The organism is Prevotella sp. P3-122, assembly GCF_002251365.1.
Lineage (GTDB): Bacteria > Bacteroidota > Bacteroidia > Bacteroidales > Bacteroidaceae > Prevotella.
Map to the genome: position 1 here is coordinate 1 of NZ_NPJH01000024.1, position 22,895 is coordinate 22,895.

General features: G+C 41.6%; 18 protein-coding genes, 2 pseudogenes and 1 CRISPR repeat array. Of the genes and pseudogenes, 11 read left to right on the forward strand and 9 right to left on the reverse strand.

The window, feature by feature from the left end; translation table 11 throughout:
- Positions 1-136: 136 nt before the first annotated feature.
- Positions 137-355, reverse strand: coding sequence for a hypothetical protein (locus CIL02_RS04080; RefSeq protein WP_094399317.1), 219 nt, complete (start codon positions 353-355; stop codon positions 137-139).
- A gap of 134 nt (positions 356-489) precedes the next feature.
- Between CIL02_RS04080 and greA the strand changes: the two genes are divergently transcribed.
- Entirely contained in the window at positions 490-951 is a 462-nt protein-coding gene (greA, locus tag CIL02_RS04085) for a transcription elongation factor GreA (protein WP_094399080.1), read from the forward strand.
- Positions 952-1,341: 390 nt separating this feature from the next.
- Positions 1,342-1,641: a CRISPR direct-repeat array (repeat unit 36 nt; unit sequence GTTGTGATTAGCAAACAAATTAGCATCATTTACAAC).
- A 50-nt stretch (positions 1,642-1,691) separates the two neighbouring features.
- On the opposite strand, the gene cas9 (CIL02_RS04090) is transcribed toward greA, so the two are convergent.
- Both cas9 (CIL02_RS04090) and cas9 (CIL02_RS04095) read right to left on the reverse strand, forming a co-directional pair.
- On the reverse strand, positions 1,692-4,085 hold the full coding sequence (gene cas9 / locus CIL02_RS04090; RefSeq protein WP_094399319.1) for a type II CRISPR RNA-guided endonuclease Cas9: 2,394 nt from the start codon (positions 4,083-4,085) through the stop codon (positions 1,692-1,694).
- Positions 4,086-4,154: 69 nt separating this feature from the next.
- Positions 4,155-5,288 carry a type II CRISPR RNA-guided endonuclease Cas9 gene (gene cas9 / locus CIL02_RS04095; RefSeq protein WP_094399321.1) on the reverse strand — a complete coding sequence of 378 codons (1,134 nt, stop codon included), beginning with the start codon at positions 5,286-5,288 and terminating at the stop codon, positions 4,155-4,157.
- A gap of 237 nt (positions 5,289-5,525) precedes the next feature.
- On the opposite strand from cas9 (CIL02_RS04095), the gene CIL02_RS04100 reads away from it, so the two are divergent.
- The gene (locus tag CIL02_RS04100; protein ID WP_094399323.1) at positions 5,526-6,458 is read left to right on the forward strand and encodes an AbiH family protein; all 933 of its coding nucleotides are present in this window, start codon (positions 5,526-5,528) and stop codon (positions 6,456-6,458) included.
- Between the two features lie 30 nt (positions 6,459-6,488).
- Here CIL02_RS04100 and CIL02_RS04105 read toward each other — a convergent pair.
- Positions 6,489-6,871, reverse strand: a pseudogene (locus CIL02_RS04105) (phage integrase SAM-like domain-containing protein); the annotation flags it as partial.
- Between the two features lie 689 nt (positions 6,872-7,560).
- Between CIL02_RS04105 and CIL02_RS04115 the strand changes: the two are divergent.
- From CIL02_RS04115 to CIL02_RS04130, 4 genes are all read left to right on the forward strand, one after another.
- Positions 7,561-8,670, forward strand: a complete 1,110-nt coding sequence (locus tag CIL02_RS04115) for a leucine-rich repeat domain-containing protein (RefSeq protein WP_094399327.1) — start codon at positions 7,561-7,563, stop codon at positions 8,668-8,670.
- 254 nt (positions 8,671-8,924) lie between these two features.
- Positions 8,925-10,610 carry a GIY-YIG nuclease family protein gene (locus tag CIL02_RS04120; RefSeq protein WP_094399329.1) on the forward strand — a complete coding sequence of 562 codons (1,686 nt, stop codon included), beginning with the start codon at positions 8,925-8,927 and terminating at the stop codon, positions 10,608-10,610.
- A 73-nt stretch (positions 10,611-10,683) separates the two neighbouring features.
- A complete protein-coding gene (locus CIL02_RS04125; protein ID WP_094399331.1) occupies positions 10,684-11,736 on the forward strand; it encodes a DUF4238 domain-containing protein in 1,053 nt (350 codons plus the stop codon).
- Positions 11,737-11,749: 13 nt separating this feature from the next.
- Complete coding sequence (locus CIL02_RS04130; RefSeq protein ID WP_094399333.1) at positions 11,750-12,001, forward strand: glycoside hydrolase family protein; 252 nt, start codon at positions 11,750-11,752, stop codon at positions 11,999-12,001.
- Between the two features lie 73 nt (positions 12,002-12,074).
- Here the strand turns inward: CIL02_RS04130 and CIL02_RS04135 are convergent.
- Positions 12,075-12,501, reverse strand: a pseudogene (locus CIL02_RS04135) (phage integrase SAM-like domain-containing protein); the annotation flags it as partial.
- A gap of 349 nt (positions 12,502-12,850) precedes the next feature.
- Positions 12,851-12,976 carry a hypothetical protein gene (locus tag CIL02_RS16855; RefSeq protein ID WP_256387549.1) on the reverse strand — a complete coding sequence of 42 codons (126 nt, stop codon included), beginning with the start codon at positions 12,974-12,976 and terminating at the stop codon, positions 12,851-12,853.
- 472 nt (positions 12,977-13,448) lie between these two features.
- Between CIL02_RS16855 and CIL02_RS04140 the strand changes: the two genes are divergently transcribed.
- Positions 13,449-14,867: an ATP-binding protein gene (locus CIL02_RS04140; RefSeq protein WP_094399335.1), complete on the forward strand. Its 1,419-nt coding sequence runs from the start codon at positions 13,449-13,451 to the stop codon at positions 14,865-14,867.
- Between the two features lie 188 nt (positions 14,868-15,055).
- Here the strand turns inward: CIL02_RS04140 and CIL02_RS04145 are convergent, their stop codons facing one another.
- From CIL02_RS04145 to CIL02_RS04155, 3 genes are all read right to left on the reverse strand, one after another.
- Positions 15,056-15,907: a hypothetical protein gene (locus CIL02_RS04145; protein ID WP_094399336.1), complete on the reverse strand. Its 852-nt coding sequence runs from the start codon at positions 15,905-15,907 to the stop codon at positions 15,056-15,058.
- Positions 15,908-15,938: 31 nt separating this feature from the next.
- Positions 15,939-16,655, reverse strand: a complete 717-nt coding sequence (gene rsmI, locus CIL02_RS04150; protein WP_094399337.1) for a 16S rRNA (cytidine(1402)-2'-O)-methyltransferase — start codon at positions 16,653-16,655, stop codon at positions 15,939-15,941.
- A 470-nt stretch (positions 16,656-17,125) separates the two neighbouring features.
- Positions 17,126-17,365, reverse strand: a complete 240-nt coding sequence (locus CIL02_RS04155) for a DUF4932 domain-containing protein (RefSeq protein ID WP_094399340.1) — start codon at positions 17,363-17,365, stop codon at positions 17,126-17,128.
- A gap of 341 nt (positions 17,366-17,706) precedes the next feature.
- Between CIL02_RS04155 and CIL02_RS04160 the strand changes: the two genes are divergently transcribed.
- From CIL02_RS04160 to CIL02_RS04175, 4 genes are all read left to right on the forward strand, one after another.
- Positions 17,707-18,666: a PCMD domain-containing protein gene (locus CIL02_RS04160; RefSeq protein WP_094399342.1), complete on the forward strand. Its 960-nt coding sequence runs from the start codon at positions 17,707-17,709 to the stop codon at positions 18,664-18,666.
- Positions 18,667-18,687: 21 nt separating this feature from the next.
- Entirely contained in the window at positions 18,688-19,830 is a 1,143-nt protein-coding gene (locus CIL02_RS04165) for a BamA/TamA family outer membrane protein (protein WP_094399344.1), read from the forward strand.
- Positions 19,831-19,883: 53 nt separating this feature from the next.
- Positions 19,884-21,533, forward strand: a complete 1,650-nt coding sequence (locus CIL02_RS04170) for a phosphoethanolamine transferase (RefSeq protein ID WP_170935012.1) — start codon at positions 19,884-19,886, stop codon at positions 21,531-21,533.
- A gap of 179 nt (positions 21,534-21,712) precedes the next feature.
- A complete protein-coding gene (locus CIL02_RS04175; protein WP_094399348.1) occupies positions 21,713-22,888 on the forward strand; it encodes a mechanosensitive ion channel domain-containing protein in 1,176 nt (391 codons plus the stop codon).
- Positions 22,889-22,895: the final 7 nt, after the last annotated feature.

Sequence of the window (22,895 nt, forward strand, 5' to 3'; positions counted from 1 at the left end):
GGCCACCAAAGACGAAGCTAAGAAGATTCAACGTCAGATAGACATTGCATAATCATTAATAGTATCAAAAAAAGGCTGTTCCAGCAATCCGGAACAGCCTTTTTTATATATTGACCTTAATCCAAATTTTCCTTTATCAGCGTGCATTGGTGAGAACAACCTTCTTTCCGTTGACAATATATATACCCTTGCCAGGAGCCTTGACCTCCCTACCCTGCAAGTCGTAAACCTTATTGTTGTTTCTTAAAGTCTCGATATCACCTTCCTGCGCTGCAGCATTGAAGGTCAGCGTAGCATTTCCGTTAACAGCAAAAGCCGGTGTCGTAATCTCTCCGTTGTTCTTCTTGGTAGCCAACAAAAAAAACTGTGATTACGAGACCGTAATACAATCAAAATAATTACCTTTGCAGCGGATTTGGGAACCACAGCAAACACCTTTCCACACCCATTACAACTTACAACAAGGAATTAAGAGAACCAACCGATTATATGGAATATATATCACAAGAATGCTACGACAAGCTCATGGAAGAGCTGCGCTACATGGAAAGCGTAGAGCTGCCACGCGTTCGCGACGCCATAGCTGAGGCGCGCGACAAAGGCGACCTTAGCGAGAACTATGAGTATCGCGCGGCAAAGCGTGAGCAGGCACGTTTGCTTGGCAGGATACGCTACAAGCAGAGGGTACTGGAATTTGCAAGAGTCATTGACAAGTCAAAAATTCATAGTGACACCGTAGGCCTGCTATGCAAGGTCACTATAACCAATATCGGCAACGGCAAGCAAATGACATACACGCTTACAAGCACATCGGAGGCCAACCTCCGTGAGGGCAAGCTGTCCATAAAATCACCCATCGCCCAAGCTCTGTTAAACAAGAAGGTTGGTGACATGGTAGAAGTACGGGTACCAGCCGGCAAACTTACACTTAGAGTGGACAATATAGAATAGAGATAGACGCAATGCATTGCATCTGCCCACGCAATGCATTGCAACTATTCCAGCAAACGTTTGCGTGAAAAGGCACCTTCATTTAGGACCCCTTCCCCATGTTATTTCCACTGAGCCGTTATTAACCTTATCAAGGATGCAAACGTATTCATGTCCTATGGCAAACTATTTCACCCACTTCGGTTAATAATCTACTTCAGGAATAATATACAATAATGCGTCACTCCATATTTCTGATGAACCTTAAATTTCATATTTTTTCGCCTCCCGAAGCCCTTAACATGCTGAAAATCCATATTTTTTTAGTACCTTTGCACCGCATTCGCATAAATAGCGTTTGCAGATTGGCTTCATTAAACATCATAAGCGTTTCTTCCGCATCCGCTATATGTTGTGATTAGCAAACGAATTAGCATCATTTACAACTGGATGGTCTTATCGGTCTTGCCGTTGCTCGTTGTGATTAGCAAACAAATTAACATCATTTACAACTATCATAAACCGACTTGCGAATATCGACCTGTTGTGATTAGCAAACAAATTAGCATCATTTACAACTCCACAACTGATGAAGGCTCTCGTCAATTAGTTGTGATTAGCAAACAAATTAGCATCATTTACAACATCTATATGTTTATTAAAGTTGTTATTATTGTTGTGATTAGCAAACAAATTAGCATCATTTACAACAATTGGATTGCAACTTTCTGTTGTTTTGATAGTTGCAATCCAATTCCTTTTTACAGAATAGTAATTTCGCCTATAGGATTTATTTTTACTTTGACAAGTTCAAGATTTGCCAGTGATTTGATGTTTTGAATTCTAATAAATCTACCATCAGGTTTGTTCCTTTCTTTTGGGACATATTTTATTTCATTATGTATGCAAAACGTATAATCACCTTGGGAAACTCCACAAACTTTATATACATGAGATGCAATTTTTGAGTAATCTCCACGTTTTATGAGATTTTCAATTGTCCGCTTCTTCAATCCTATTACAACAAGCTCAGTCTTTCCTAAACACAGAAAAGGATTCCATGACGAATCATGTATTTCTCCTATGTCAAAACCCTCTTCACTTGCCTTGCGTAAGATTGAAGCGTTATCAATGTTTACAAACAAAGGAAGGTGGTTCTTTATTCGCAGAAAGGCTTGCCAATAAGAAATGACAGATTCTTTGAATTCACCCTTGTCATTCCTATAGAACTCAATATGATGGTTATTACCGCTAACAGCATAAGCCGTTACAGTCCCATGCGAATCAGTACGAACAGGAATTGTAGGTTTGGATACATAACATTTCACTCTTCTTATTGGTGTTCCATTAGAGTGCATAGGAGGTTTTGAAACTAAAGTTGCAAGATTCTCCTTAGCTTTTGCAGGGTCAACATCATAAGGTTTCTTGCTTGAATCGTTATTGATGATTCCGGCATTGATTCTGTTTTCCAAAATAGCAACTATACCTTTATCAACGATAGATTTCAAGACATCCTCAATATTTACATCCTTCTTTCTCAGAAAAAGTTCCGATAAAGAATATCGATATACGTTTTTACCATTTATCTTTCCATACAAATGACTTTCGTGTAACGGTAATCTCGGGGAAATTATACCTTTTTCAACAATGGTCTTTCCGTTCGATAAGTATCTATTGGTTGAAGAAGAAGCTACCTTATTAGATGTACGGTATGATACCATAATACCACTAACCTTCTCTGCAACTTCTTTCTTGGAGAAAGGTGTATTTATTTCCACCCATTTCTCCAACATAGATTTCTTGTTTTTGAATCTTTTCTTCTTGCCCGACTTTACTTCTTCTTCAAACTCAGTACGGGACGAATTGAATTCATTGAGTCTCTGTACAATGGATTGTTTTGTACACGCAACGACAAGAGCATCAATGGCATGATGTCTATTATCCATACGCTTATTCCATCCTTTGATTCTATGGACTTGAATGTCTTTGCCATCTTGTTTGACAACAACATCTTCGGTAAGTCCAATTCCCGCAGCATCATATACAGGAAGGTTTAGATCATGTAGTATGTTATCATATCCCCATCCATGACGCAAGAAACTTGTAACTGTACCGCTGGAAGCATATACATTACGGCATACATTTTTCAACTTCTTTAATGCTGCTCTTGAAATGTATTGTGTCTGCCTTATTTGACGGTCAATATAATTTTCCCATAGTTCCTTGTCTTCTTCTGTAGCGCAGCCATTTCGCTTACGTTCTTGGTAGTCTTCGAATGAAGCTAAAAGATTCTTATATTTTGTTCGTGAGATAGATTTTTCATCATACATTTTCTTTACACGCTCCTTATAGTCATTGAATCTTTGGGTACCCAAGGAACGCATATAGTCGTAAGCTGTTCTATCATTCTTTGTTTTGTTACATTTCTGGCAAGCGCAGATAGAATTAGAGAAGCTATTATCAAACAACAATGCTTTTGGTATAATATGTTCCCATTCTGTATCAATACCATACATGAATGTCTTTAAATCTATATCCCCGCCACAATACATACATTTGCCGCCTGTTTCTTCAAACTGACGGTATTTCATAAGCATTCTATGAGTAGGCTTATTTATACCATTTTCTTTTTTCAACTTTTCGGCAATCTCCTCGTTTCTTTTAAGATTCTCACGATTTTGCTTGTCCATGTCTTCACGTTCTTTTTTACTGCGTTGAAGTTCACGCGCAAGTTCTATTCGTGTTTCGTCTATTTCACCGTATTTTTCAATTAGACGATTGACAATACCAATCATTTGATTGAGGACTTTTTCAACCACAGGCTGGTGAAGTTCATTCTTCTTCAATATAGGCAGATGTGTCTGCAAAGGTCTGCCCTCATTTTCCTCTGTAGTTACGTAATCAGAATGTCTGAATCCTGCTAACAAACATGATTGAGCATAATCGTATCCTTCTTGCAAATATGGGAGTATTCGACGAATTGCTTTAGAAGATAGTTTGCAGTATCCATCTTTCTTGAAATTCAACTTGCACAACTCATCTATCGTCTGTTCGTCTGATATTCCAAAATTGTTTTGAAGACATTTCCTTCTTTCATCTGCTTTATTCAAAGAATACAGTGTGTGCCAAAGTTTATAAAGAGGCTCACTTAGCATGTCGTTTGAAATAACATTATGAATCTCTCCTGTTACAGTATCAACTTGTTCTTCTACTTTTAAGTCAAACTATAGCAGTTCGTTTCTCTTTGTAACTGGCAACAAAGACAGGGCTTTAGAAATCTGGTTTAGAGTCAAATTTCCTTTTATTCCATCTAAGGTTAGTTTGTCAAGAGAAAACTCTTTATCTGACACACTAACTATATTGTAACAGTCTCTCGCATTCAATTTGCCTTTTGTAAGTATATGATTGAATAGTTTATTACGAACGTCCTTTTTAATGTAAAGTCGTTGTCCATCAATATCAGTAAAAGATATGTTACTTATGCTTTGCCATATTTTGAACACTTGGAATAGAGGTGATGATTTGGGAGCAACTTTAGGTCCAACTATCCTATATTGACCCTCCTTGTCAGGTATAGGGTATTCTCGTTTTTCTATATCACAAACAGAAACAAGTTTCTTGCATGACTTCAATTCTCGCTGAAAGAAAATAGTATCGAATAAGCGAGAAATGATAGAAGGTGTCAGAACTTCGGGATAGAATTTCATTTGGACATCCATGATTTGCATGAATTCTTCCTCGTAGGCTTCACGAGGTAATACATTGTCCTTAATTCTATATGTGTAAAACGACTTGCCTTTTGGATTTGTTATGCGTGAGTTCTGTAGTTTACAATAAAAGTATTGGCCTACAGTTTGCTTTGATTCACGAATTACCTTATGACGATGATTTACAGCCTCCTTGTATACAGTGTCTGTTGACTTATCATCAATACGGAATTGTGGACCACGCTTTTGGTTTATATGAAAAAGAACTCTGCCTAATTCTTCCAAAGATAGTTTTTCGCCAACAGTAGCAGCACGACTTCTTAAACTCCACAATTCAATCAAAGGAGCTTTCATCAATTCCACGTTAGGCATCATATTGAGATACTTAAGAATGGAAACCAACTTATATCTCCTCATTTGATAACGGTCTATGTTACGTCGAAAAGATTTTACAAGTCTTTTCTGCTGAGAAGGAGATTTCGATTTGTCTACTTTGAAATCATTGACTTCTGTTGTACTCAATGGCACAACTCTACTACCTATAGCAACAATCTCCAGTGGATTATCTTGCAAGTCTTTGCTTACCAAGCACCATCCAATAGAACCAACACCAAGGTCAAGGCCCAATACTAATTTTCTATTTATGAACATATAATAATCTTGCTAATTTGAAATTTCTGCAAAATTACAATTCTTATTTGGATTATTTGTGTAATTGAAAATAAAAATGTAACTTTGCACTGCTAATTTGAAAGCTAATCACAAAAAGGGTTTTTCCCGTTGTGAAATCGCATTGGGTTCTTCGTCCCTTAATTCGGAGAAATTTAAGCACGGCGTAAGTCGTGCTTTTCATTTACAATAAGTGTGTTTGTTAACTAATAGTAAAAAATGGCAATGTTCTCACAAACTACAATAATACTTGGCAACGGTTTCGACCTTGATTTAGGATTAAACACTAGCTATAAAAGTTTTATAGATAGTAAAGACTTCGAATTCTGGATGAAAGAATATATAGATACTCCTGATGAGACGAATCTGTTCGATTACATATTCAAGCAACGTCTCATCGATACATGGGGAGGTGTGGAAGCGTCTATATATGATTTCGCAGAATACACAAAAGCCATAGACCGTTTTGACTATGAGATGATAGAACAAGAATTTCGGCATTTAGAAGATGCTATTGCGGAGTTTCTTAAAAAAGTAGATTATAACAACATCATTTTTACTTCATGTGCATGGCATTTGTTGGGCATTTTGCGTAAATATCCTCATGTTAATATTTTCTCCTTTAACTATACAGATATAGCAAAACTTCCAGGAACTCCTCTTCCTAACTCAAGAATAAAACACATACATGGAACACTAACAGAAAAAAATGCAATATTAGGTATTCAAGACTGCAAGATAAGGCAAGAATTAAGTTTTTTCAAAAAGTCTCATCATACAAATTACATGTCTAAAGAATTGATAGAAACATTGAATAAATCCGAGAGAATTTTATTCTATGGACATTCAATGTGTTTGTCTGACATGGACTATTTCACAAGCCTATTCAAGAATATCTGTCGAAGGGAATCAAATATAAAACGTATAGACTTTGTCGTACTTGATAGCGATGCAGAAAAAGAACTCTACAAAAATATAGTACTTTTATCAGAACATACGTTAGCAGAAATCCGCGAATGCGTTGATTTGTTTGTTTTTAAAACAAAAGATAATATTCAAGCTGTATTTGAAATGATGAACAAATTTGATATATCTATGAGTGAACCTGCATTTTGTGCATGCATGCCAACTGGAAGGCGCGTCAATCACTGATTAATGCTTTAACAACAATACCTCCAAAGATATCGTATTAATTCTGTCAAGGAAACCATTCGGATTCTCCTTTATCTTGCGGTCACGATAGGCGGTGTGAAGTACGGCACGGAAGGTTGAGTTTCACTCTTCCTCCTTCGCACCTCGGCAATTCAAACGAGTTTGATTGCACTCGGTTTGGCGTCGGTTGACCAATAACCTGCAGCAGTATTGGTGTGCAGCTTCTTTACAGTGCGGTGTATCTGCGGTGTTGTCTGCAGATACTCCATGAACTTGACACAGAAGTCCACGGTGATCTCTCCGAAGGTGCACTTTCCTTCCACGAACCTCTCAAAGTACTTGTACACGTTCTCCCACTTGGTGTTCTTCTCTTCTGCCTTCTTCTTGAAGTAGGCAAGGAAGTCACCCTTCATTCAAATGAAATGCCACTGTTATTTATAAGAGAAGGAACAACTATTGCCACTGTATGAATTTCAAGAGATGGGAAGAAAAAAAATAATCCCTTCCATCTAACAAAAGAAGATATACCAGCAACTGCAGAGTAATGCAAGAAACGCTGTTTCTGCCTTCTTCCGATAATGAATTATACAATTTTTATGCCACAAACCCTTACCGACACATTTCATGCCATCGTTGACACGGTTTCTTGTATCATGCACTATGGATTTGACATATTGGCTGATGGTTTGGTCATTATAATGGCATAATTGGACTAAAATTTCAGTTTTTACGAAATCGATAACAAATAATGTCTTTATTCTTATTATTTTTTTGTAACTTTGCTGCGCATTCGCAATAAATGCGTTTGCAAACATACATTAGGCGTCATCAACGCTTTGTTCATTGATTATTCTGAACGTAGGAAATTCAAAATGCTTGTCAATGGCTTAGCAGAGAAGATGTCACGGGTAGGTTGTATAATCAACCCTCGTAGTGTGCCAAGGAGGATTAACCTCATCGGCACACTTTTAAGGGGTACGTATAACTTTCAGCGTGAGATTCTATCTGTTCGTCATCAAGCAATGGTTTCCTACGACCAAGAATAAGTGACGGACAAGTGTAGAGTCTCACGCTTTGATTTTTAACTTAATTTTTTTGACTTATGAAGTACAAACTTCCAATTATCTTATTACTATTATTTTTTTCATTTAATGCATCTGCTTATGATTTTAAGGTTGATAATATATATTACAATGTATTATCATTAGAAAAAATGATAGTTGAAACGACAGGAATGCTTAACAATTATTCTGGAGACGTTGTAATTCCTGAAACTGTAGAATACAAAGGGCGTACATTTAAAGTCGTAGCTATTGGAGATGCTACTTTTTATCGTTGTGCAGATTTAAATTCTGTAACGATTCCATCAAGCATAACTATCATAAAGGATGCGTTTGAAGGTTGTAGTTTAGAAGAAATAATAATGCCTAACTCTGTAGAAGAGATAGCGCCAAGTCTGTTTATGGACTGCACAAAATTAAAGTATATTAAATGGTCCGAAAATATCAAAGAAATACCAAGAGACGCTTGTATGGGTTGCAGTTCTCTGAAAAATGTAACAATACCTTCTAATATAATGTCTGTAGATAAGAGTGCTTTTTACAAATGCGGCATAGAGCATATAGAAATCGAGGATGGGGAAAATATTCTAAAAATGCATACTGGAGTATTTAGCCAAGTTGTTGATAATATTTCATTACATTTAGGTAGAAATATTGAAGCTTTTGATTACAGTGGTACATCTACTCAAAAAGTCTTCTGGGGTATAACAAAATTGTCTGTTGGTCCAAATGTAACACAAATTCCTGTTATCAATGGAGGATTGGATAGCATAACTCTGTATTGTACCAACCCACCCAAGGCTCCATCATATTCTTATAGTGGATATATGGATATTAAAGTACTCGTACCAAAGGGAACTCTTTCCATTTATAAAAGTGTAGAGCCTTGGAAAAATTTTTGGGATATATCCGAAATGGATGACATAACAGGAATCAATAAAACTATAGTGAAAGCTCCTTTTTCTGTAATGACTAATGGAAATACAGTTTGGGTAAAAGGTACAGAACATAGTAAGGTTCTTTTGTTTAATGCTTTAGGCATATTAATAGACAAAGGTAAAATAAATGGTGGAGTGGCGACTTTTAGTACTAATGAGAATTTTGTAATAGTGAAAGTTGATGGTTGCACAACAAAAGTCTTACTTCGATAAATAGTTAATACGTTCCTTATTCAAATCTGAATAGGGAACTTTTTTTCTACAAATATCTATCTTTCCTATTTTATTATAGGTTTCTTGTAAATATGACAAAGTTCAGGTTCCATGTATTTAAGATCCGACTCAAGTTTATTTGTTGCAAATGAAAATATTTTTTTAATATCGATATATAAAGTCTGGATTATTTTGTATCTTTGTAAAAAAGTTATTACAATTCTTAAATTTGTAACAATCGTAAAAGTAAAACAATGACACAATCCTTAGAGTCAAAGAATGATAGACATAATCTCAAACTGTACTCTGATAAAGACTTGATTAAGTTGTGCAAGCATTATCAATACAGTAAAGATATCCCAAGATGGCTATACAGTGCCATACGGCATAGAAAAATACAGGATATTGCAATGCGTCATATTACAAGTTTAAACCCTAAAAGGACTTTCGATGAGGTACAGAAAGAAGCAAGTAAATATAAATATAGGTCTGATTTTCAAACAAAATCAAACTGGGCTTACCAATGGGCGTATAAACATGGAGTTCTTGACGAAGTTTGTAGTAAAATGCAACATAAAGGAAATCTAAAGAAAAGATGTGTTTATGTAGCCACATTTGATGACGGATATGCTTATGTTGGTCTTACTTGGAATACAGCAGACAGATGGCAACGCCATATGAATAAAAGAGCGGAAAAGCCTTCTCCCATTTATCTACATTCTGTCGCTTCTAATTTGCAGCCTAATTTTGTTCAATTGACAGATTACGTTCCAGAAGCTGAAGCAAAAATAGAAGAAAAAAGATATATAAAGGAATATTCTCAAAATTGGATAATGCTCAATAGTTCCAAAGGAGGAGAATTAGGTACATGTTCATACAAATGGACAAAGAAGGCTATATTTGAATGTGTAAATGTATGTTCTTCTTATTTAGAATTTCGTGAGAAGTTTCCTGGAGCATATGCTTTTGCATTAAAGAGGAAATGGAATAAGGAAATTGAGCTAATATTGCCTAAGGAAAGGACAACATGGTCTGAAGAACATATTAGAACCTGTTTTGAAGAATGCAAAACAATACATGAAGTTTACAAGAAATGTCCTTCTGCCATCAACGCAGCAAAAGCTATGGGAATATACGAGGAACTTTGTCTAAATCTTACAAGAGGGGTAAGTAAACCATATACTGAGCAAGAAATTAGAGATTTTGTTAATACTCTAAAATATCAACAAGAGTTTGCAGAAAGAAACAGGGCAATGATGAACGCTGCTATACGATTAGGAATTTATGAAGAACTAAAAAATTCTTTATTACCCAATCCTCCCAAAGGAAAATCATTAGAAGAATATATAAAATTAGCCTCCGATTACGATACAAGAGGACAGTTTAAAAAAGCCCATGCTGGTGCGTATGCAATAATCATAAGTAAGGAAGGTTGGGCAGAAAAGTGTTTTGCACATATGAAATATGCCTGCCGTCCTAAACGGACAAACCAAGAAATTCTTGAAAGTGCAAGTAAGCATCCGTCAATTATAGCTTGGAGACAAAGCGATCCTGGTGCATATAATGCAGCCCGAAAGAGAGGATTATTTGCTGAAGCGACGAAACATATGAGACGTCCAGAAAATCACAAAAGAATAAGTGATGCATTCTGTATAGAGATGAGCAAGAATTATGATGTGCTAAAGGACTTTAAAACAGAACATCCAAATTTATATGCTGCAATATGTAAAAGAGGAAAGGAATTTCAAATTCTTTGTCTTGGGCACATGGAAAGAAAGAGACATAGTTATACAAAGGAGCAAGCTTTAGACATTGCAAAATGTTATAATGGTAGAACTGCACTTTTCAAAGGTAATAACTCTGTTTATAATTATCTGCGAAATCATCTATTACTTAATATCGCATTTCCTCAAAATAAAAAAAGTCCGATAGTGCAATAAATCGTAGAATATTTGAATTAAGTTTAGCATTAAAATTTGCTTAAAATTCTAACACAGATTAAGCTATAGAAAAATGCCAGCAAACAAAAATCATCATTACATACCACAATCTTATATGAAGTTCTTTTCTGAAGACGGAAAGAATGTTTCTATCTATAATATAAAAAGAAAAAAAATTATAGCATCTTCACCTATACGTAATACGGCTAGTCAAAACTATTTTTACTCAAAAGACATAGAAATAGAGAAGCAGATTAGTGAGATAGAAAAGTTTGGCATAGAAGCATTTAGATCGTTCATTAATGGAAGTGAAAAGCAGATGAGTATTATACATCATCTTAATGCTTTAATTTTCACTTTAACACAAAGAGGAAGAACTTTATCAAAAGCAAATGAACTTCAATCTGAGATTAATAATTCTTGCTTAGACTTATTCAATAAGACACACGGTACATACGAGCATTTATGTTTTCGTTTTGATTACCCAGCACCAGTTTCGTTGGCTATGTCTTTGACAATGTTGCCTGCTTGTATGGATCTTAGATGTAAGATATTAAATATCCAAGACAATCTTCCAATTAGTTTTATAACATCGGACAATCCTGTTTGTATTATGAATCCATTCTTTGAAATATGTGGTTCAAGAAACAAAATGACATTAGAAAACAAAGGGATATGTATATTTATGCCATTTTCTCCCAATCATGCAATAATGTTCTATGACAGCGAAGTCTATAAAATAGGTAATAGAAAATCATGGAATATTTACATAAACAAAGAAGACGTATCTTTATTGAATAGAATTATTATCAATAATGCAAATGAAATTTTGATCTTCAAAGATTTAAAATATTTTAATACGGAGATTATTCGTAAAGTCTCAGATAAGAACCATAGCCTAACAACTGACAAGAAAGGCATAAAATTCTCCTTTATGCGTTTTCTTGATAAGGCAAATCCTACACATAGATCATTTTCAATGTGGAATATTGATAATATGTATAGGAGATGGCCATTAACTCTCTATAGACATCCTGAACTTTACAAAGAAGTTCTAAACAAATTTGGAACTGCATCAGCTAAAGAAAAAAAAGAATTTTATAAAAGTATTCGACCCAAAATTTAATTATCATTCAAGAATGACGGAGCGGCAAGCCGATGCCTTGCTGCGCTCTGACCTCAGAAAGCTATGCGCCATGTTCCGTGGATTTGGTCGTGATTCCTTGTTTTTGGCTGCGCTTGCCTACAATGTCGGGTGTGGTAAGGTGATGAAAAGCTGGATGTATGCCAAGATGCGAAATGGTAACAGAAACATCTATCGTGATTATGTGGACTTCAAAAGGTGGAACGGAAAGATTGTGCCATCCATCGAGCGAAGAAGAAAAATGTAGTATCTGCTCTTGTTTACATTGCGGAACGAAGATGAGAGTCGGGGTAGTATTGTTTCCTGAAAATAATTAGAACCAAGCGGATAACCTCGTCCTGTGAAAGATGCTCCTTGTCAGTCGGGATTGTCTCGATACGTTCCAAGAAACCGTTCGGGTTCTCCTTTATCTTATGGTCACGATAGGCTGTATGTAACAAAGCACGGAAAGTTACCTTTCGGTTTCCTCCTTCGCACCTCGGCAATTCAAGCAAGTTTGATTGCGTTCGGTTTGTCGTCGGGTGACCAGTAGTTGGCTACTGAGTTTATATGTAGCTTTCTGTTCTTATGCAGTCCCTGTGGTGCTGTCAGCAGATACTCACGAAATCTGTTGCACAAGTCCACGTTTATCTCCCCAAAGGTACACTTGCCTTGCGTGAAGGTATGAAAGTGCATATAGACGTGTTGCCACTTAGAGTTCTTCTTGTCTGCCACATTCTTGAAGTAAGCAAGGAACTCGCCTTTCAGAAAGTGTTAAAAATCAAATAGTATCGAAAATCAAGGCTTTATGTTTAGTTGGTCATAGTAAGTTATGGTTAGTTATAAGGCTCTAAATACAGGAAATTTCCTATGGGCTACAGTGCCCCGGAGGGTGAGCAGTTTTTGACCATCCCAGACGCAAAGCTTTGCATCTGCCAACGCAAAGCTTTGCAACCGCCCACGCAAAGCTTTGCAACCGCCCACGCAAAGCTTTGCAACCGCCCACGCAAAGCTTTGCAACCATACTTGCAAACGTTTGCTGGAAAAGGCACAAAAAAACCTTTGTAATGAAGATACCTTCGTGAGCTCACGAAGGTATCTTTGTTTTTGAGACTGTCTACTTTACAAGTACCACAAGATACTTACTTGTACTCCAGAAGATTTGCGGATTGGTAATCCTCAGCACATACTGTTTCTTGGCATCCTGTGCAAGGGTGTAGCTGCTCGACGGATGTGTGGTCAATATCTTAGCGGACTTGGAGTGCCCATCATGTCATTGATCTCGTTGTCACGCTGTTCAATGATTTTCCTCAGGCTATCAGCCTGTGCCAGAGACTCCAATGACTGGGTGCTCTCCTTGTCATTGCTTGGCTATTCTGTCATATCTTGGGCGGGAATATGCAAATAATCGCAGTTTCCGCCCGTATTCAATAATTAAATCTCTATGCTATTGATTATTTTCAAAAGCTAATAATAAGTCATAAGTACGTGACCTTTGAATTATTACTTGAAATTCAAAGGTATATAAGATGATGGAAGCAATATAAATGCTACTTTTGAGGTCTTATTTCGGGCGGAAACATTAAAAAATCTCAAGTTTCCGCCCGAAATATTTTTGATTCCAATTATTATTTGTATCTTTGAAACAGCAAATTAGGCATGATGTGGATTATTCTATCATTCCTGCCTGGATATAACAACTTGAGTTGAAGCAGATGGAAAAGATTATTGGAAGAGAAGCGGAATTTGGTAAACTCGCTGACTATATGGAGTCGGGGAAGAGTGAATTTATTGCATTGTATGGTCGACGTCGTGTTGGCAAGACCTTCCTAATTCGGAGTTTCTTTAAGGATCAGTTTGACTTTTATGCTACAGGGGTCATTGACGGTTCGCGGGAAACGGAAATGGAGGCTTTCCACAATGCGTTGGTGCGATATGGTCACAAAGGAAATAAGGCAACTTCGTGGATTGAGGCTTTTACTCAACTTGCAGAGTTGTTAGAACGCAAGAACAGGAATCGCAAACGTCGGTTGGTTGTGTTCATAGACGAACTGCCGTGTTTTGACACTCATCGCTCAGGATTTCTACAAGCATTAGACTTGTTCTGGAATAGCCGTGCGTCATGGATTGACAACATATATTTTGTTGTATGCGGCTCTGCTACATCATGGATGATGCGTAATATTGTTAATAATAAAGCAGGACTCCATAAACGTGCTACTCACACTATGCATCTCCGTCCGTTCTCTCTTGGGCAAACAGAAGAATATCTCAAAAGCAGAAAATTCCGCTGGCCAAGAATTGCAGTGTTACAGGCGTACATGGTCCTTGGTGGTGTTCCTTATTATTTGAGTTTGCTTGACCCAAAGAAGAATGTTCCAGACAACATAGATACGCTTTTCTTTTCCGCTGAGCCAGAATTGGAAAATGAATATCAAAGGCTCTTCAACTCTTTGTTTAAGAATGCTGAGTCTTACATGGAAATTGTTCGCTTGCTCAGTACACATCGTGACGGATACACTCGAACAGAAATAGTAAATGAATTGAAGATTCCAGATAATGGTCATCTTAGTGATATGTTGGATGACCTGGAGCATTGTGACTTTGTACGCAGATATAATAACGGCACATTACAAAAAAATGGCATCTATCAGCTGGTCGATTTCTTTTCTCTATTCCACTATCGATTTGGCACTCGCAGAGTGACAGATGAACATTTTTGGCGCAACACACTCGGTACTCCAGAGCAAAACAATTGGTATGGACTAACTTTTGAACGTGTGTGCCTATGGCATGTAAGGCAGATTATACATGGTTTACGTCTTGATGCCATAAGACATGAATACTATGCATGGCGCAGTCAGAACAGTCAACCTGCCGTTCAGATTGACCTGGTTATAGATCGTGCTGACAGTATTGTGACTATCTGTGAAATGAAATACTCCAAGGACGATTATACTCTTGATGAGAAAGAGTATAGAAACATTGTCCGTCGAATGGAAACCTTCCAGAAGGAGACAGGGCATAAAGGTGGTGTGCAAGTAAGCCTTGTTACAACGTACGGACTCCATGAGAATATGTATTCAGAAATATCACCGATACCTATCACGATGGAGGAGCTGTTTGACAAATAGCAACACAATCAGGAGTTTTTGACCATCCCAGACGCAAAGCTTTGCATCTGCCAACGCAAAGCTTTGCAATCGCCCATGCAAAGCTTTGCAACCATACTTGCAAACGTTTGCTGGAAAAGGCACAAAAAAACCTTTATAATGAAGATACCTTCGTGAGCTCACGAAGGTATCTTTGTTTTTGAGACTGTCTACTTAACAAGTACCACAAGATACTTACTTGTACTCCAGAAGATTTGCGGATTGGTAATCCTCAGCACATACTGTTTCTTGGCATCCTGTGCAAGGGTGTAGCTGCTCGACGGATGTGTGGTCAATATCTTAGCGGACTTGGAGTAGAGTTTTATCTCCTTGTCTACCCTTATGTCAATCTTCGTAAAGTAGCTCTTGTTGAAATTAGCCTGCAAAACCTTGCCGTCCTCCAGGATGTGCTGGTTCTTCAGTTCCTTCTTGGTACCGAATACGAACCACGCCGTATTGAGCTGTTTATCCTGGTCGCTGATGGTCTGCGACTTCGATGCGCTCTCGCTCTTGAGGTTGGACACAGACGTGTTAAGATTGTTCACCGTCTCGTCAAGTTCAGTGATATGAATGTCCTTTGCGTCAAGTTCCGCACGAAGCTGCTGAAGCTGCTGGTCTTTCTCATCCAGCTGTTGGATGAGGTTCTCCACTGTCTTCTTCAGCTCGTCACCCTTGTATGAGCTTTCCCTGAGCTGTTTCTGCAGTTTCTTTATCAATTCCCTGTTCTGCTTCATCCTGTTTGAGATGAAGCTGACGTTCTCCTTAATCTGCTGGGCTTTGTTCGAGCCCTCGCCATCCTTGACTATGCTCACCCTATTCTCAGCCTCGGTTATTTCCCTTAGTCCCTCCTGTATCTCGTTGAGGGTGCCCATCATGTCATTGATCTCGTTGTCACGCTGTTCAATGATTTTCCTCAGGCTATCAGCCTGTGCCAGAGACTCCAATGACTGGGTGCTCTTCTTGTCGTTGCAGCCTGTCAGGACCAATGCGCCTGCCATGACCAAAAAAAATAGCTTTCTCATATTCGCTTTCTTTATTATTTTGTTTCTTCCTTTATTTGTTCTCTGCCTGTCCTCGTGCAGGTGCAGATACGTCTTTGCCACTTCTTCCTGCCACTACCACTACTATCTCGCCCTTCGGGGCTGTCTGTGCGAAATGGTCGGCAAGCTCACTGAGAGTTCCACGGACGCTCTCCTCGAACATCTTCGAAATCTCACGGCACACACATGCTTGCCTATCCCCGCCAAAGGCCTCAGCCAGCTGCACAAGTGTCTTCACTAAACGATATGGTGACTCGTAGAAAACCATTGTCCTCGTTTCCTCGGCCAGGCTCTCAAGCCTTGTCTTACGTCCCTTCTTCTGTGGCAGGAACCCCTCGAAGCAGAACCTGTCACACGGAAGGCCAGAGTTGACTATTGCCGGGATACAGGCCGTAGCCCCTGGCAACGTCTGTACAGTTATGCCGGCCTTGGCAGCCTCGCGCACCAGGAAAAAACCCGGGTCGCTAATGCCCGGTGTGCCTGCGTCGCTCACCAATGCAACTGTCTGCCCGGCCTTCAGCCTCTCCACGACGGCCGCCGATGTGCCATGCTCGTTGAACTTGTGATGCGACATCAGATGGTTGTGTATATCGAAGTGCTTGAGCAGTATTCCTGTTGTTCGGGTATCTTCTGCAAGCACCACGTCCGCTTCCTTCAGGATGCGGATGGCGCGCAGCGTCATATCCTCCATATTGCCTACCGGAGTAGGTACTATATATAATATTCCCATATCATTGGGCAAATTTAGTGCAATTTCGAGACAACACAAAATTAATTCACATCTATTTGCAATAAATTAGCTTTGTATTGGAATGACGGAAACATACTAATCATCCACAATACAATATATGGACGCCAAAATGCGTCCCCAACATTCAGTAAGCAAAGTCCTTCAACCTAAGACCTTTGACATTCAACCTTATTTCTGTGACATTGTCCAGCACGCGCTGTAAGCGCAGAAGCGCATAGCCCAGGGTAGAGCGAAGCGGCGCCCTGGGTATAAGGGATTATAATCAATGCGCGCTGTAAGCGCAAAAGCGTTATCTGTCCTGCCATAATCTACGCTTTTGCCCTTAGCAGGGCGACCATCATCTACATGCAATAACCCAGGGTGCCGCTTCGCTCTACCCTGGGCTATGTTCTTTTGCCCCTTACAGGGCGATAATTACCTCATAGACCTTAGTCCTTAGTCCTTCAACCTTAGTCCTCAAACAAAGACAAAGGACTGCCTTTGTACCATTCTATGTCTGTTGGAAGCCACACGAATCCATAGTATTTGTGCTCAATTTCTATTTCCTTTCGTATGTCCTCATCTCTGTATCCATGGTCAATGAGATATCTGATTACCGACACCCTGACGAGGCTTTCCTCTACTATGTTCTTCCATGTGCCATAGCCCATGGAATTCATCTTTTTCCGGTGCTCGTTGAGCAGGCGCATACCTGCTTTCCTGTATTTCGCCGAAGGTTGTATGAAGGAATGGCAAAGATAATAAAAATAACGATAATCCCGTCATTCGTAAGTTAAAAATAATTACCCAAAGCAGGCTGGTGGTAACTATTCAGCGAATCACGTAGGCATCATGCGCTGTAAGCGCGGGATTATTGAGAGCCCGTAAATCTAATCGCTGAATAGTTACAGCTGGTGGAATAAATGATAACATAAATTAAAAGGAATGACGCAATGTTTAATAACTCTCAAAAACATGCATAACCATTGTTAAAAAACTATTTAGGTGCGAACAGTTTACTAAATTTGCATAACAAACCAACCAATATTATATGTTCAAAACTCAAAATTTCTTTCTATTTGCCTACATGCTGCTCATGTCCATAAATGGCTACGGACAGGAAAGGTTTGTTCCTTTCAAGTACGGCGACTTCAACAGCTGGGTAACCCGTCACGTTAAAGAGTCGGGCATCATAGGTGGCGACACGAAGACGCTATACGAGGTTGGCCCGACACAAAGCATATCGGGAAATGAGCCATATACCAACAAGGGAGGCTCGCCTTGGGGCACCTCGAACGTCATGGCGAAGGTGTCGGGAATAACAAAGACCAACGTCAGCGTATTTCGCGAAAAACGGGATGCGGGCTACTGTGCCAAGCTGGTGACACATATCGAGAAGGTGAAAGTGCTGGGGCTCATCAACATAAATGTGCTTGCAGCAGGCTCGCTCTACCTTGGCGACATGAAGGAACCTATAACCGGCACGAAGGAAGGGCCACAAGCTCTGAACTGGGGTATTCCATTCACGGGACGTCCGAAGGCCCTGCGCTACGACTACAAGGTCGCCATAGCCAACTCGCCGGACCGCATACGTCTCACAGGCTTCAGCGGCAAGTCCACCATCAAGGGGAAGGACCTTGCTGTGACGGTACTGCTGTTGCAGAAGAGGCACGAAGATGCAAAGGGCAACATAACGGCTAAGCGCGTGGGCACGCTGGTCATAACATACGACAAGTCGACACAGGAATGGAAAAACGGAGCGACATACGAGATATGGTATGGCGACATCAGAAGACGGAAGGACTACAACGCAGAGCTGATGGGGCTGCGATCTACTGACTATGCGCGCAACAGCCACGGCAAGAGCGTGCCAGTAAAGGAGACAGGCTTCGCTACGGCAGGCGAGAAGCCCACGCACCTGGTGCTGCAGTTCTCGTCAAGTCATGGAGGAGCATATATCGGAAGCCCAGGCAATACTTTCTGGGTGGACAACGTTGGACTGGTTTACTGACAAATACGGAAAAGATACACTATGAAGACAGCAACTACCATCCTGCTAACCATCATTTATGCAGTGTCGGCATGGGGCGAGCCTGCCGACACTACAGCCGCCACTCCACGCAAGTCGTGGGTAAAGAGTTTTCTGGACTACTTCAACGATGCCAACAAAAACAAGAATAACAAGAAGTTCGACTTCAGCATCATCGGTGGTCCGCACTACAGCACAGATACCGAGCTTGGACTCGGCCTTGTAGCCGCAGGACTCTACCGCAACCACGATACCGACTCCCTGCTGCCACCATCGAACGTCTCCATCTTCGGCGACGTATCAACGGTTGGCTTCTATATGTTAGGAGTGCGCGGCACAAACATCTTTCCACACGACAGATACCGTCTGTCGTACACCACATTCTTCTATTCTTTCCCTTCAGACTTCTGGGGAATAGGATTTGACAACGGCAACGACGACGGCAACAAGAGCGAGATGAAGCGATGGCAGGCCAAGGCCAAGGTAACCCTGTTGCGCAAGCTCGGCGACAACCTGTATGCCGGTCCGTCGGCAACATTCGACTATGTGAGGGGCAGCAGGATTGAGCGACCCGAGCTGCTCGACGGAATGGACAGTGAGACGTGGAACATCGGCCTAGGACTGTCGGTCGTCTACGACTCACGCGACGTACTCACTAATCCTCATAAGGGTTACTATCTGGACATCTCCCAAAGCGTACGGCCAAAGTTCATGGGCAACGACTATGCCTTTGCCACTACCGACATACAGGCCGACGGATATTGGCCGACATGGAAAGGCGCTACTCTGGCCGCCGACTTCAGGACTACCCTGAACTTCGGCAACCCGTCATGGGCCATGATGGCTCTGCTCGGCAACTCATACTCCATGAGAGGCTACTACGAGGGGCGTTACCGCGACAAACACAAGGCCGAGGCGCAGATAGAGCTGCGGCAGCACGTGTGGCGGCGCAACGGAATAGTGGTATGGGCAGGACTGGGCACCGTCTTCAGCAAGTTCAGCCAATTGCGCGCCTACAGACTGTTGCCAAATGCGGGAATAGGCTACAGATGGGAGTTCAAGAAAGATGTCAACGTGAGGCTCGACTATGGCTTCGGCAAAGGCGGACAAAGCGGATTTATATTCAATATCAACGAGGCATTCTGAACCGATAAGCCATGAGGCGACACATTTCAAAACATAACACAAGAAAAAGACTAATGAAAGGACACATACTCATATCACCCCGACTGATATTCTTCTATGCCTTGACGGCTTTTATGCTGCCAAACATTACGCTATGCCTTACCGAGGGCATGCCCATAGCCGCCTGTGTGGCAAACGTTATGTTGCCGCTACCTATATATATATGGTTGCTGTCACTATCCGTGAATACAGGCAAGAGCGTATGGTTCATGTTTCCACTAATCTTTCTGGCGGCCTTCCAGATGGTACTACTCTACCTCTTTGGGCAGGGCATCATTTCGGTGGATATGTTCCTGAACGTCGTGACATCCAATCCTGGCGAAATGGCCGAACTGCTTGACAGGCTGTTGCCTGCCGTGATAGGAGTACTGGCCATATACATTCCGCTACTCATCATTGCGGCCATCGCCATCCGCCGTAAGCTGCAGCTGCACACAAGCTTCCTGCTAATGGCACATAAGGCTACTGCCATTATGCTCCCCTTTGGAGTGGGAGCATTGGCGTGGACATGGGCTACGGTTCCTACATACTCGCCCACAGATCACCTATATCCTGCGAACGTGCTCTACAACCTTGGATTAGCCGTAGTCAGAGCGCACAACTCTGCAACATACAATGAGCGGGTTGCAGACTTCACATTTGGCGCACGCACAAGCCACGGCGACGACAGCACGGAGGTATACATAATGGTCATAGGCGAGACGGCACGCGCAAGCAACTTCGCCATCTACGGCTACAACCGTCCTACAACCCCACGCATGTCATCGATGAGCGGCATAGTAGCCTTCGGACGTGCCACAACGCAGTCGAACACCACACACAAGAGCGTTCCGATGTTGCTGTCAGCGGCATCGGCTGCCGACTACAGCCTGCTCGACAGTCAGAAGGGTATAATGCAGGCTTTCCGTGAGGCAGGCTTCACCACCCTCTTCCTATCAAACCAACGGCGTAACCACTCATACATAGACTTTCTGGCATCGCAGGCCGACAGCTGCTGGTATGCCGAAAGTGAGAACCATCAAAAAGGAATGGACTACGACAACATATTGCTGCCACATGTGCGCCGTGCCCTTGACACCTGCCGTGGAAGGCTATTCATCGTGCTCCACACCTATGGTTCCCACTTCTGCTACCGAGAGCGATACCCTCGGGAATTTGCCTTCTTCAAGCCCGACATCCGCGACGAGGCCAAGGCCGAGAACCGCGAGGATCTGATAAACGCCTACGACAATACCATCCTCTATACCGACTACATACTGGGCGAGATTGCCGACATGCTGCAACAGAGCGGTCGCACAGCGGCCATGATGTACACCAGCGACCATGGCGAGAACATCTTCGACGACGACCGCAACCTCTTTCTTCATGCCTCGCCACGGCCATCGTGGTACGAGCTGCACGTACCGCTTGTGGTATGGCTCTCGGAAGCCTACTCCGTCCGCCATGTCGCTCAAGCCAAAGCTCTTGCCGACAACAGCAAGAAGGAAGTGGAGACAAGCCGCTCGGTATTCCACACCATGACGGGAATGGCAGGTATCAGTATGGAAGCCAGCGACATGAGTGCAAACCTGGCATCACCAATGTACAGGGAGAAACCACGCAGCTATCTCACCGACCATAACACCCAAACAGACGCACCTTTCAACACAAAGTGCAATAATTAACACATTCCATTCTGCAAAAAATGGTAAAACAAGCATAAAAGTAAGGAAAAACATATATCTATTCACGCCATAGAAGGCCGATTGTCGGCAAAAAACATTATCTTAGCACACTGGTAGGCGAAGCCCAGCTATAGGAATGTCCTCACACTATCATCACCAACATCCGATATCAGCATTATATGGAAACTATAAAAACACTCGTTGAACAATGGTTGCATGCAAGCGGAGCCACAGGCTCACTGCTGCAAATAGCCACCCATGCCATAATGGTGGCCTTGGCGGCTCTTGTCGCCATACTATCTGACTGGCTCTGCATAAGAATAGCCGTCCCGCTCACCGTACGGCTCACACGCCATACGAACGCCATATGGGACGACCTCATCTTTAGCGAGAAGGTGCTTCGGTCGGCCTGCCACATCGTTCCAGCCATAGTCATATGGTGGCTGCTGCCGCTGGTATTCAGCGGTTTCCCCACATGTCAGGAGGTACTCGCAAGGCTGACGGCAATATACATTACAGTAATGGCTCTGCGCACAACACAATGTATGATTGACGGCGTGGCACGCATGGACTCCGACCGCCGGTCGTCAGCACAACAGTACTTCCATACATTCTGCGCCGTGATGAGGATTGTCATCTACCTGATGGCCGCCATCGTAATAGTCGCAATCATAATCGACAAAAGTCCAATGACCCTTATTGCCGGACTGGGAGCAACGTCGGCAATACTCATGCTCGTATTCAAGGACACCATAGAGGGCCTGGTGGCCGGCATCAGGCTTACGAGCAACGACATGATGCATATCGGCGACTGGATAACAGTGCCGTCGGCAAACGCCAATGGTACGGTGATAGGCATGTCGCTGACAACGGTGAAGATACGAAACTTCGACAACACCATTGTCACCATATCGCCGAAGGTGCTCGTTGACGAGGCTTTCTGCAACTGGAAGGGTATGGAGCAGTCGGATGGTCGACGGGTGGCAAGGCGGCTTCTCTTCGACCAGCACACTATAAGCATTGTTGACAAAGGTCTGGCACAAAGGCTCATCGCCAAAGGATATGCAACAGCCGAGGTGCTTGCACAGCCATGCATCAACATGCACCTTTACCGCAAATACATGGAACACTTCGTAGCCTCGCGCAAGGAGGTGAACAGCAACATGACATTCATGGTCAGACAAATGGAGCCTACACCATACGGCATGCCCGTGGAGTTCTACTTCTTCCTGCGCGACAAGGAATGGAGGTCTTACGAACACCAAATGGCAGACATCATGGAATGGGCACTTGTCATAGCTGCCGATTTCGGACTGAAGATATACCAGATGGGCATAGACAAAACACAGGACTAATCTAATA

Bases quoted from the DNA above. Each gene is read 5' to 3' on its own strand.
- greA (WP_094399080.1), top strand. From the start codon at position 490: ATGGAATATATATCACAAGAATGCTACGACAAGCTCATGGAAGAGCTG.
- cas9 (WP_094399319.1), bottom strand. From the start codon at position 4,085: ATGCTAAGTGAGCCTCTTTATAAACTTTGGCACACACTGTATTCTTTG.
- cas9 (WP_094399321.1), bottom strand. From the start codon at position 5,288: ATGTTCATAAATAGAAAATTAGTATTGGGCCTTGACCTTGGTGTTGGT.
- CIL02_RS04100 (WP_094399323.1), top strand. From the start codon at position 5,526: ATGGCAATGTTCTCACAAACTACAATAATACTTGGCAACGGTTTCGAC.
- CIL02_RS04115 (WP_094399327.1), top strand. From the start codon at position 7,561: ATGAAGTACAAACTTCCAATTATCTTATTACTATTATTTTTTTCATTT.
- CIL02_RS04120 (WP_094399329.1), top strand. From the start codon at position 8,925: ATGACACAATCCTTAGAGTCAAAGAATGATAGACATAATCTCAAACTG.
- CIL02_RS04125 (WP_094399331.1), top strand. From the start codon at position 10,684: ATGCCAGCAAACAAAAATCATCATTACATACCACAATCTTATATGAAG.
- CIL02_RS04130 (WP_094399333.1), top strand. From the start codon at position 11,750: ATGACGGAGCGGCAAGCCGATGCCTTGCTGCGCTCTGACCTCAGAAAG.
- CIL02_RS04140 (WP_094399335.1), top strand. From the start codon at position 13,449: ATGGAAAAGATTATTGGAAGAGAAGCGGAATTTGGTAAACTCGCTGAC.
- CIL02_RS04145 (WP_094399336.1), bottom strand. From the start codon at position 15,907: ATGAGAAAGCTATTTTTTTTGGTCATGGCAGGCGCATTGGTCCTGACA.
- rsmI (WP_094399337.1), bottom strand. From the start codon at position 16,655: ATGGGAATATTATATATAGTACCTACTCCGGTAGGCAATATGGAGGAT.
- CIL02_RS04155 (WP_094399340.1), bottom strand. From the start codon at position 17,365: ATGCGCCTGCTCAACGAGCACCGGAAAAAGATGAATTCCATGGGCTAT.
- CIL02_RS04160 (WP_094399342.1), top strand. From the start codon at position 17,707: ATGTTCAAAACTCAAAATTTCTTTCTATTTGCCTACATGCTGCTCATG.
- CIL02_RS04165 (WP_094399344.1), top strand. From the start codon at position 18,688: ATGAAGACAGCAACTACCATCCTGCTAACCATCATTTATGCAGTGTCG.
- CIL02_RS04170 (WP_170935012.1), top strand. From the start codon at position 19,884: ATGAAAGGACACATACTCATATCACCCCGACTGATATTCTTCTATGCC.
- CIL02_RS04175 (WP_094399348.1), top strand. From the start codon at position 21,713: ATGGAAACTATAAAAACACTCGTTGAACAATGGTTGCATGCAAGCGGA.